The sequence below is a fragment of the Hydrogenimonas urashimensis genome, assembly GCF_016593255.1.
GTDB classification, from domain to species: domain Bacteria; phylum Campylobacterota; class Campylobacteria; order Campylobacterales; family Hydrogenimonadaceae; genus Hydrogenimonas; species Hydrogenimonas urashimensis.
Genome location: NZ_AP023212.1, coordinates 962689 through 973555, shown reverse-complemented (window position 1 = coordinate 973555; position 10867 = coordinate 962689). Strand labels below are relative to the sequence as shown.

The window sequence follows — 10867 nt, the reverse complement described above, 5'->3', positions numbered from 1 at the left end:
AATTACTTTTAAATGTTGGTAGTGTATAATTTTTCTATAAAAAACGGGCATTGTGGGGATCGGTTAATCCCATAATCAATCAAGAAGGAGACATGATGCAAAAAGGTCTATTGCCTTTATTGTTGGCAGCAGGGATGTTTTTTGGCGGGTGTGCTACCCAGGAATACAAAATGTTTGATAAAAATGTCAACAATGTAGAGACAAACGTCTCCGATTCCGAATATGAAGCTGAAATGTCTTACGAATATAAAATCGTCCCGGGCGATAGAATTCAGATTTCAGTCTTCAACCAATCGGGTGGAGCCGGCGGAAAATTGAATGAAGTGATATCCCGTGGCGGATTGGGGGATACCTATCTGACACGTGACGGATACGAAGGTTTGAAAGTGCCGAAAAACGGCAAGATTCGACTGCCCTTGATCAATGAAGTGAAAGTTGCGGGCTTGACGGAGAACGAAGCGGCCGAAAGGTTGACGGAAGCCTATAAAAAATATTTGAGGAACCCTTTCGTTTCGGTCAAGATTCTCGATCAAAGACTTTTTGTCCTGGGTGAAGTGCGCAAGCCGGGTGTCGTTCAGGTACCGCACGGCTCCATGACCCTCTTTGAAGCGTTGGCCTATTCAGGTGATTTGACAGACGATGCGAAACGTACAGATATTTTGGTCATCCGAGGAGATCTCAGGCATCCGAAAATCAGGAAGATCAACATCAACGACGTATCAGCTATTCGCATGTCGAGTCTGATTCTTCGACCCAACGATATTGTCTACGTCACTCCAAGAGACATGAAAGCCTACAATGTTGCGTTTAGAGAACAGATGCCATTCTGGGAACTGTTGAGTGCTATGCTTGATCCATTTGTAAAATTCAGATATATCAAAGACGGATACAATCTGCATGGATTCCACTGATATGAAAAACAGCGCTAGCGAAACAGATCTGAAAGAGTTTTTCACCATCATTAGACGTTATAGATACTTGATTGTATCTATAACGTTGGTTTCGATTGTATTGGCAGTTATCTATTCCTATTTTGCTCCAAAAATGTACAAGACATCGTCTTTGATTGAAATCAATACGGAAGGTTCACGATCACAGCCGGATATTTTGAGCCTCGCAACAGGTGCGAGCGGATCAAGTATCGAGAATGAAATAGAAATCATACAGTCAAGAAAGATAATTCTTGATGCGCTTCAAAATTTGAATATCGGAACACGTTATTACACAGTTAAAAATTTCAAAACCAAAGAGTTGTACAAAAATTCTCCGTTTGTTGTAAATGCTGACATGCTGACAGAAAATGCCAAGAGAAGCACGTTTCAACTCTATCCTGTTTCGGAAGAAAGTTTCAAACTTGTTATCAAACCTTCTTTAAAAGAGAAAATCATCAATTTTGTCATGTCCTATTTCAAATTGGGCTCAAAAAATGAAGAACCGATTGTCTATGAAAAAGTCCACAAGTACGGAGAACAGATTGAAACACCCTGGTTTTCCATAGTTGTCCAAAAAATATTCCAACCGAAAAACGAGAAGTATTTCTTTTCGATTCGTCCCAACGAAGAAATGAAAGACTATATCGTAAACAATCTAAAAGTCAACTCCATTTCCCCCAAAGCCACAATGGTAACTGTCAGCTTCGAAGACAGGGTAGGTATGCGCGCAAAAGATATTCTCGATGCGGTTATTAATGCGTATATCAATGAAACACTGAAGCTGAAAACGGAAAGTGAAGAGAAAAAACTGAAATTTATTGACAGCCAATTGGCCTCTATTAGTAAAACCTTGCAGGCATCGGCAAGCAGGCTTCAACAATACAAAGCGACACATGTTGTGACCAGTGTCGGCGAAAAAGCCACTTTAACGGCAGAAAAGCTGAGTGAACTTCAGAGTCAGCTTTATGAAATCGACATGAGGCTTGGTGTTTTTCAGAATATTCTGCAGTTTGTTAAGACGCATGAAGATATTAAAGGCATCGATATTGATCTTGCCCAACAGTTGAGTCCCACTATAAACGCACTGATCCTGAAAATCCAGGAAGCGAATGAATTGCGTTCTTCACTTTTGACAGAGTATACGGAACTTCATCCTGATGTGGTCAGGGTAACCAAAAAATTGCGCAGCCTTAGAATTTCCTTGCTGGCTGCACTCAAAAGTGCCATAAGGAGCCTTCAGGACAGGAAACAAAGACTGCTTGGAATTATCAATGAAAATGAACAAAAGCTAAAACAGTTGCCGGAGCAGGAGAGGCAGCTGGCACGTTTGACGCGAAGTTTTATGGTTAACGAAAAAATTTATTCCTATCTTCTGCAGAAAAGAGCGGAAACGGCTATCGCCGCCTCCTCCACATTGCCGAGAGCCCGCGTTGTGGATGAACCTTATGTGCCGAAAAAGCCATTCAAACCTATAGTACAACTCATTGTTTTGATAGGTGGAATTCTTGGCTTTATGTTGAGCATGGCCATTGCGCTTATTCGTTACAGAATGGACGATACGATTAAAAGCAGCAAAGAGTTGGAAAAACTTACGCATCTTCCTCTTTATGGTGCGATTCCCTTTCTCAGCGGTCGAAAAAACCTCAGTACTTTCCACGAGGCATTACGGGTTGTCCGAACCAATCTGGAATTTCTCCAGAATACCGGCAAATCAAAGCTTGTAACGATAACTTCGACGATTCCGAAAGAGGGTAAAACGACCATATCAACCGAGCTTGCTAAAATCATAGCAAAAAGCGGAAAAAGGGTCATCATTGTCGATCTGGATATGCGTCAATCCAAAGTACACAAGATGTTTAACCTTCCGAACAAAGAGGGCTTGAGTACACTTCTTGCAGGAAAAAATACGCTCAAAGAAGTGATCCAGAAAACCAATGAAGATAATCTGTATGTTATTACGAGTGGCCCCAAACCACCGGATCCTTCCGAACTGCTGATGTCAGATGCGTTCAAAAAATTGATTGAAAAGCTGCTGAGCGAATACGATTATGTACTACTCGATTCACCACCGATAGGTCTTGTTACAGATGCGATGATTGCTATGAGAATGTCAGATATCAATCTTGTGGTGGTACGTGCCGAATATTCGAAGAGAGAATTTGTGAAGAATATCAACCATTTTGCCAAAGAGCATGAAATCAAGGTAGGTATCATTATCAATGCACTCAAAGTATCTTCGAAAAAAGGTGCCTATGGCTATGGCTATGGAGTCAGTTACGGATACAACAACAACTATTATTCATGAAAATATCATTCGGCCCTATTGTGGGCCGAATTCATAAATATTTCGGTTGATCTATTCGAATCTTATATTTGAAAACCAGTAAATTCGTTTTCAGTCTCATGGTTTAAGATTACAGAAAAGAATTATTCAAAATTTTGTTTTTTTCAAAAATTTTCTGAAGCAGTGGCCCTTTCAGGACTGTTTCCAAAGTTTCAATTTGCTGCATTTTGTGAATATCACTTCCTAGAAAATCCACCATTCCTTTATTGACAAGCTTTTTCGCTACATTCTGAACTTTTTTGGAGTAGTATCCTGCCAATGAGTTGAGATTGAGCTGAAAAAGCACTCCTTGCTCTTTCAAAGCAGTGTATTGTGAAAAGTCACTGTGCATGTGAATGTATCTTTCCGGATGGGCAAGGACTGGAATATATCCTGCTAAAATCATGTTGAACACTATGCCTTCCAAGTCAACGGGCGGCCGCGTATATGACATTTCAAAAAGTACATATTTCCCGTGGAGTGTGAGAATGTCTCCTTTATCCAGCAATGAAAGAAAATGATCATCCAGATAATATTCGGATGCCGCCTCTAGCGTGACATCAATATCGTGGTCGGCAATAGCATCCTTTAGTATTTCCAGTTTTTCCAGAATAATTTTTGAACTGTTTTTGTATCGGTGGGACATAATATGGGGAGTAATGATGAGTTTTTTATATCCCAGTTTCTGCATGGCACTTACAAATTTGATGGAGTGAAACATCGCTTTTGATCCATCATCAATACCAGGCAGCAAGTGGGAATGGATATCCACATAAAGTTGGTGCTGAGGTTGTTTTTGTGTCGATGATTCTATTGACTCTGTTTTTTTATTGAAAATTTTGCTAAAAAAACTTGTCATTTTTTTCCCACTGTCTTTAAATTTTTTCGAAAGTATAACCTACTTATGAAAATATACAACTATTGGTTGAAAGCTATATCGGAATATTTGTCATTATATTAAGATAAATCACGTTATTATCAGCCTCCTAATTAAAATAGCAAAAGAGTAAAATCTATTTAATCTTTTTAATGATTATCTGAAATTTAATAGTTAACAGAATTTGTCGATAATGAGATTACTTCATGAATGACATAAAGGAGTAGAAATACAATGAAAATTTTGGTAACCGGAACCGCAGGTTTCATCGGTTTTCACCTGGCCAGACGACTGCTCGAACGGGGGGACGAAGTCGTAGGACTCGATAACATCAACGACTATTACGACCAGCGTGTCAAATATGGACGTCTTGAAGAGACCGGCATCGAAAAGGGTACCGATATAGAGTATGGCAAACCCTATCAAAGCATAAAATATGAGAATTACCGTTTTATCAAGCTGAATCTCGAAGATCGTGATGCCATCCAGCAACTCTTCAAGGAGGAGAAATTTGACAAAGTATGCAATCTCGCCGCCCAGGCGGGAGTGCGCTACAGTCTCACCAATCCCTATGCCTATGTCGATAGCAATATCGTCGGCTTTGTCAATCTCCTGGAAGCGTGCCGCCACAACGATATCGAACATCTCGCCTATGCCAGCAGCTCCAGCGTCTACGGCCTTAACGAAACGATGCCCTTTTCCGTCCACGACAATGTTGACCATCCTATCAGCCTCTATGCCGCCAGCAAGAAAAGCAACGAACTGATGGCCCATACCTACAGCCACCTTTATGGACTTCCCACCACGGGGCTTCGCTTCTTTACCGTTTACGGCCCCTGGGGTCGTCCCGACATGGCCCTCTTTCTCTTTACCAAGGCGATCATTGAAGACAGACCGATCGATGTCTTTAACTACGGCGAGATGCTTAGAGACTTCACCTATGTGGACGATATTGTCGAAGGAGTCCTTCGCGTCATTGACAACCCGCCCAAAGGCAATCCCGAGTGGAGCGGCAAACACCCCGATCCCGGCAGTTCCAAAGCCCCTTACAAAATCTACAATATCGGCAACAACAACCCGGTCAAGTTGATGGCTTTTATTGAAGCGATCGAGAAAGCCCTGGGAAAGAAAGCGCAGAAGAACATGCTTCCAATCCAACCCGGCGATGTCCCTGCGACCTACGCCGATGTGAGTGATCTCATCGAAGATCTGCACTACAAACCCGAAACATCCATTGAAGAGGGAATCAACAATTTTATAACTTGGTACAAGGAGTTCTACCATGTCCGATAAAATCGCCGTCATCGGCCTGGGCTATGTGGGCCTCCCCCTTGCCCACGCCTTCAGCAACAAATATAAAGTGATCGGTTTTGATATCGCCCAGTGGCGTATTGACGAGCTTCGAAAGGGACATGACAGAACCCTTGAACTTAGCGACGAGCAAGTAAAGGAAGCGATCGCCAATGGGATGGAATTCACCAACCGATTGGAGGATATCGCGGAGTGCAATATCTACATCGTGACAGTACCTACTCCCATCGACGAACACAAAAACCCTGACTTGACTCCTTTGCTCAAAGCGAGCGAAAGCGTCGGAAAGGTGTTGAAAAAAGGGGATATCGTCATTTACGAATCGACTGTCTACCCGGGCGCGACCGAAGAGGAGTGCGTGCCGATTCTTGAAAGAGAGTCGGGTCTGAAATTCAACAAAGACTTCTATTGTGGCTACTCCCCCGAACGGATCAATCCGGGCGACAAGGAGCACACCGTCACGAAGATTCTCAAAGTTACATCGGGTTCGACGCCGGAAATCGGAGAAAAGGTAAATGCGCTTTACGCCAGCATCATCACGGCGGGCACCCACCTCGCTCCCAGCATCAAGGTTGCGGAAGCTGCCAAAGTCATCGAAAACGCTCAGCGCGATATCAACATCGCCTTTGTCAACGAACTGGCGATCATTTTCAACCGGCTCGGTATCGACACCGAAGCGGTGCTTCAGGCTGCCGGGACCAAATGGAACTTTCTGCCATTTCGTCCCGGACTGGTCGGCGGCCATTGTATCGGCGTCGATCCTTATTACCTGAGTTATAAGGCTCAGGAGATTGGCTATAATCCGGAAATTATCCTTGCAGGTCGAAGGCTTAATGATAATATGGGTATCTATGTGGCCAACCAGGTGGTCAAACTGATGATTAAAAAAGAGCATAAGATCGCAGGTTCAAAAACACTTGTTCTTGGTATCACTTTCAAAGAGAACTGTCCTGATATCCGCAATTCAAGAGTTATCGACGTAATCCAAGAACTTAAAGATTACGAGATCGATGTGGATGTATACGATCCGTGGGCTGATCCCCAAGAGGTAAAACGTGAATATGGTCTGGACCTACTGGAACAAAGGGATCTCAATGGCAAGAAATATGACGCAATTATTCTGGCGGTGGCTCACAATGAGTTCGAATCTTTTGACATCGACAAAGTGAAGAATGGTCAAAAAACAGTCGTTTATGATATCAAGTCCAAACTCAAAGAGAGTGACGGTCGGCTTTAAGGTTTTATGTCTAAAAATGGGGCCAACTAAACCTTGGTTCCCACTTTCTCTTGTTTTTGTTCATTAACAGTAGTGCTACCTTTTTTCGTTTGATTTAAGATTTGTTTAATATGAATTGTATCATAATGATGTATGTGAAAAGGCCAAACCTGTTGTGAAGCAGGGACGGAAAGCCACGGGTCTTTACCAAAAGGTCAAAGACAGCCGGGTTGCCTTGATTCTTTATTCCTCGAAAGAGTCAAGATCTTCTTTTATGAAACCTTTTCCACGTTTTTTAATGTATGTAGGATATGCCAAACCCATTGTGAAATGGGGACGGAAAGCCACAGGTCTTTATGTTTTATAAAGACGGCTGGGTTGCCATGATACACCCGTATCATGTTTTCCTATTTGATCGATATGTAAATCTTAGAATTTGCATATTTCTGTCTCCAATTCTTCTACTTTAGTGGTTTGCTCCTTGCATACGCTTAGTCGAAAGTAATGTTTTTTAAATGAGAAAAATAATTACTTTCATTATCGACTAGTCTTGTAAAAGGAGACACATTGAGACCAATCAAGATAATGAGAAACGCGCTTGTTTCAGCAGCAGTCGCCACGCTGTTTACAGCCTGTGGCGGTAGTGGCGGAAACAGTGCCGAAAGCAGCCTGGATTCAACAACCTTGAATACAGCTTCGACTCTTATTACAGGCCAGTTTATCGACGGACCTGTCGAGGGAATTGATTATGAATGTTCATCGGGAAAAATGGGTGTCACTGCCGAAATGGGAGAATTTACGTGCCCACAGGGAGATACCGTTACGTTCAAGGTAGGAAAGATTATATTGGGTGAAGCAAAAGTGGCTTCCAAAATAACTCCGTTGACTCTGCATCCTGAAGATCCTGAAGCTGCTGTGAATGTTGCTCAGCTTCTTCAAACATTGGATGATGACGGCGATCTCAATACATTTGTAATAGACCGAGAAAAGGTGAAACGTATTGAACAACCTCTTGATATCGCTTCTCCATCATTTGATCATGAGGCGGAAGCTGTCATTGGATCTGTACTTGTGGATGAAGAATCGGCAATCCGTCATATGCGTGAAAGATCGGCCATTGACATTTCACTCGATCTATCATCAGACGAAACAGTTAATGATCAATCCAAATATGAGGAAATTTCTGAACCGAGTCATCAGCAAAAAACCGAAACGGAAAAGGTACTTCCACAAGATAATATTCCGACACAAGATATAGATAGCTTGGAGAATGGCAATGAGGACGGTATGGTTTCAAACCTGGATAGTTCTGCCAAAACTTCAAATAGCGAAAAAAATATCGAAAATGAAAAAAACATAAGTGGCGAAAATGAAAACGACGCCGAAAGGTCGCTTAAGGATGAAATCACTTCCCATAATGTCATAGAAGAATCTGATAAACAAGACAACATTGCAGATGCGGATGCGTTCCCGGCAGCCTCAGAAGAGGTTGTTTCATCGACAGAAGAGTCGAAGAGTATGGAAGAGTCTTCGGATGTTCAAGAAAGCGATCAGACGTCAGAGCCCATGGATGGTTGTCGGCACGGATCGGCGAAAGTAATGGGGAAGATATTCAAGTACAGCGGGGGAGATCCTGTCGCCAATGCGAAAGTGAGCATCGGAGGCTGTGTGACAACGACCGATGAGAACGGTTATTACACACTGGAGAACATTGCCGAAAGTGATAGAGCGGTAGTTACGATCAGTGCAGAGGGTTATTACACAAACAGCAAAATCATCCAGGTGAAACAGTATGTCAACGGCACGACGACCGTTTCTCCGAACTATTTTGCCTATCCGCTGGATCGGTATGATGACCATGAAAGCTATGACAGCAAAACAGAGAAAACTCTAGTGACTTCAAAAGATGCGAGCATCGAGATTCCGGCCGGAGTTTATGAGGACAGCGAAGGGAATATGTACACCGGTGAGGTTCAGGCCGATATAGCCTACGAAGATATATTCACCAGCAAAGGGCGATACGAGTTTCTCGGCGCCTACAAGGGGATCGACAGTAACGAAGAAGAGAGGATGCTGACCTCTTACGGAATGATGATCATCGATCTAAGAGACAGTGATGGCAATCCGTTGAAGATTGCCGACAGCGCTGTCATCCGCTTTCCGGCAGTTTCCAAAGCGAAAGCGGAAACGATTCCCCTGTGGTATTATGACTATAAAGAGGGGATGTGGATCGAAGAGGGGTATGCGACCCGCCAGAGTGACGGTTCCTACAAAGGAGAGATTTCTCATGCCGGCGCATGGAGCCTGAGTATGCCGATTGAAGAGGCGGCAGGCCTATATACCGGAAGGATCGTATACGAAGACGGGACACCGGCCCGTGGCATCCGCATCCAGGCACGGGGTGAGAACTGGATCATGACGGATCTTTCCACGGATGAAGATGGAAGGTTCGAGATCGAGGTGGTACCCAACAGTGACTTCAAGATTCGGGCGTACGATTACGTCAAGAAGTTCGAGGCGGTATTTAAGGAAGTGATCCCGGGCATCAAACCCGGTGAAACTTTCGAAGACAAAAGATAATTTTTGTCTCAATGATATTCCCAGAATTTTGTCACAAATTTGTTGGAATTTCGGGAATTTCACGTTCTTTTACAACATATTGTCAAACATAAACCGGAGCCATGAGTGATATTGTGGCTCCAAAATAAAAATGGCAATGTTTCGATTAATACTGATTAACTGATTGTTTATCCACTATTAGCCCTATGTATATATACTTTCAATTGCGTAAGACGATTTATTTGTCGGAGCAAATAGATATAGGAGATTTTTTTGAGAACAATCAGAACACTCAGAAATATTTTAGTGACAATTACAGCCATGACACTGTTGACTGCATGTGGTGGAGGCGGCGGCAGCAGCTTTAACGAAACGAGCCAAATCAAAGAGAACGCGTCTTCTGCAAACATCGCAAATCAAAGTAGCAATGAAAACGACGCCGAAAGGTCGCTTAAGGATGAAATCACTTCCCATAATGTCATAGAAGAATCTGATAAACAAGACAACATTGCAGATGCGGATGCGTTCCCGGCAGCCTCAGAAGAGGTTGTTTCATCGACAGAAGAGTCGAAGAGTATGGAAGAGTCTTCGGATGTTCAAGAAAGCGATCAGACGTCAGAGCCCATGGATGGTTGTCGGCACGGATCGGCGAAAGTAATGGGGAAGATATTCAAGTACAGCGGGGGAGATCCTGTCGCCAATGCGAAAGTGAGCATCGGAGGCTGTGTGACAACGACCGATGAGAACGGTTATTACACACTGGAGAACATTGCCGAAAGTGATAGAGCGGTAGTTACGATCAGTGCAGAGGGTTATTACACAAACAGCAAAATCATCCAGGTGAAACAGTATGTCAACGGCACGACGACCGTTTCTCCGAACTATTTTGCCTATCCGCTGGATCGGTATGATGACCATGAAAGCTATGACAGCAAAACAGAGAAAACTCTAGTGACTTCAAAAGATGCGAGCATCGAGATTCCGGCCGGAGTTTATGAGGACAGCGAAGGGAATATGTACACCGGTGAGGTTCAGGCCGATATAGCCTACGAAGATATATTCACCAGCAAAGGGCGATACGAGTTTCTCGGCGCCTACAAGGGGATCGACAGTAACGAAGAAGAGAGGATGCTGACCTCTTACGGAATGATGATCATCGATCTAAGAGACAGTGATGGCAATCCGTTGAAGATTGCCGACAGCGCTGTCATCCGCTTTCCGGCAGTTTCCAAAGCGAAAGCGGAAACGATTCCCCTGTGGTATTATGACTATAAAGAGGGGATGTGGATCGAAGAGGGGTATGCGACCCGCCAGAGTGACGGTTCCTACAAAGGAGAGATTTCTCATGCCGGCGCATGGAGCCTGAGTATGCCGATTGAAGAGGCGGCAGGCCTATATACCGGAAGGATCGTATACGAAGACGGGACACCGGCCCGTGGCATCCGCATCCAGGCACGGGGTGAGAACTGGATCATGACGGATCTTTCCACGGATGAAGATGGAAGGTTCGAGATCGAGGTGGTACCCAACAGTGACTTCAAGATTCGGGCGTACGATTACGTCAAGAAGTTCGAGGCGGTATTTAAGGAAGTGATCCCGGGCATCAAACCCGGTGAAACTTTCGAAGACAATCGATAAAAGGATTTAGC

At 43.7% G+C, this 10867-nt stretch carries 7 protein-coding genes and 2 riboswitches; of the genes, 6 read left to right on the top strand and 1 reads right to left on the bottom strand.

Annotated features, from left to right (window positions below; translation table 11 throughout):
- The first annotated feature begins 95 nt into the window (after positions 1-95).
- Positions 96-911, top strand: a complete 816-nt coding sequence (locus JMG82_RS04855) for a polysaccharide biosynthesis/export family protein (RefSeq protein WP_201353800.1) — start codon at positions 96-98, stop codon at positions 909-911.
- A gap of 1 nt (position 912) precedes the next feature.
- A complete protein-coding gene (locus tag JMG82_RS04850; protein ID WP_201353799.1) occupies positions 913-3237 on the top strand; it encodes a GumC family protein in 2325 nt (774 codons plus the stop codon).
- 109 nt (positions 3238-3346) lie between these two features.
- Here the strand turns inward: JMG82_RS04850 and JMG82_RS04845 are convergent, their stop codons facing one another.
- Complete coding sequence (locus JMG82_RS04845) at positions 3347-4114, bottom strand: tyrosine-protein phosphatase (protein ID WP_201353798.1); 768 nt, start codon at positions 4112-4114, stop codon at positions 3347-3349.
- Positions 4115-4366: 252 nt separating this feature from the next.
- Between JMG82_RS04845 and JMG82_RS04840 the strand changes: the two genes are divergently transcribed.
- The 4 genes from JMG82_RS04840 to JMG82_RS04825 all read left to right on the top strand — a co-directional run bounded on the left by JMG82_RS04840 (position 4367) and on the right by JMG82_RS04825 (position 10856).
- Complete coding sequence (locus JMG82_RS04840) at positions 4367-5425, top strand: NAD-dependent epimerase (RefSeq protein ID WP_201353797.1); 1059 nt, start codon at positions 4367-4369, stop codon at positions 5423-5425.
- A complete protein-coding gene (gene tviB / locus JMG82_RS04835) occupies positions 5415-6680 on the top strand; it encodes a Vi polysaccharide biosynthesis UDP-N-acetylglucosamine C-6 dehydrogenase TviB (protein ID WP_201353796.1) in 1266 nt (421 codons plus the stop codon). Before JMG82_RS04840 ends, tviB begins: the two co-directional genes overlap by 11 nt.
- A 132-nt stretch (positions 6681-6812) precedes the next feature.
- A riboswitch (cyclic di-GMP riboswitch) is annotated at positions 6813-6897 on the top strand.
- Positions 6898-6962: 65 nt separating this feature from the next.
- Positions 6963-7045: riboswitch (cyclic di-GMP riboswitch) on the top strand.
- A 181-nt stretch (positions 7046-7226) separates the two neighbouring features.
- Positions 7227-9239 carry a peptidase associated/transthyretin-like domain-containing protein gene (locus tag JMG82_RS04830; RefSeq protein ID WP_201353795.1) on the top strand — a complete coding sequence of 671 codons (2013 nt, stop codon included), beginning with the start codon at positions 7227-7229 and terminating at the stop codon, positions 9237-9239.
- A gap of 636 nt (positions 9240-9875) precedes the next feature.
- Positions 9876-10856: a peptidase associated/transthyretin-like domain-containing protein gene (locus JMG82_RS04825; protein ID WP_201353794.1), complete on the top strand. Its 981-nt coding sequence runs from the start codon at positions 9876-9878 to the stop codon at positions 10854-10856.
- Positions 10857-10867: the final 11 nt, after the last annotated feature.

Coding starts and splice junctions, on each gene's coding strand:
- JMG82_RS04825 (WP_201353794.1), top strand. CDS start 9,876: ATGGGGAAGATATTCAAGTACAGCGGGGGAGATCCTGTCGCCAATGCG.
- tviB (WP_201353796.1), top strand. CDS start 5,415: ATGTCCGATAAAATCGCCGTCATCGGCCTGGGCTATGTGGGCCTCCCC.
- JMG82_RS04845 (WP_201353798.1), bottom strand. CDS start 4,114: ATGACAAGTTTTTTTAGCAAAATTTTCAATAAAAAAACAGAGTCAATA.
- JMG82_RS04855 (WP_201353800.1), top strand. CDS start 96: ATGCAAAAAGGTCTATTGCCTTTATTGTTGGCAGCAGGGATGTTTTTT.
- JMG82_RS04850 (WP_201353799.1), top strand. CDS start 913: ATGAAAAACAGCGCTAGCGAAACAGATCTGAAAGAGTTTTTCACCATC.
- JMG82_RS04840 (WP_201353797.1), top strand. CDS start 4,367: ATGAAAATTTTGGTAACCGGAACCGCAGGTTTCATCGGTTTTCACCTG.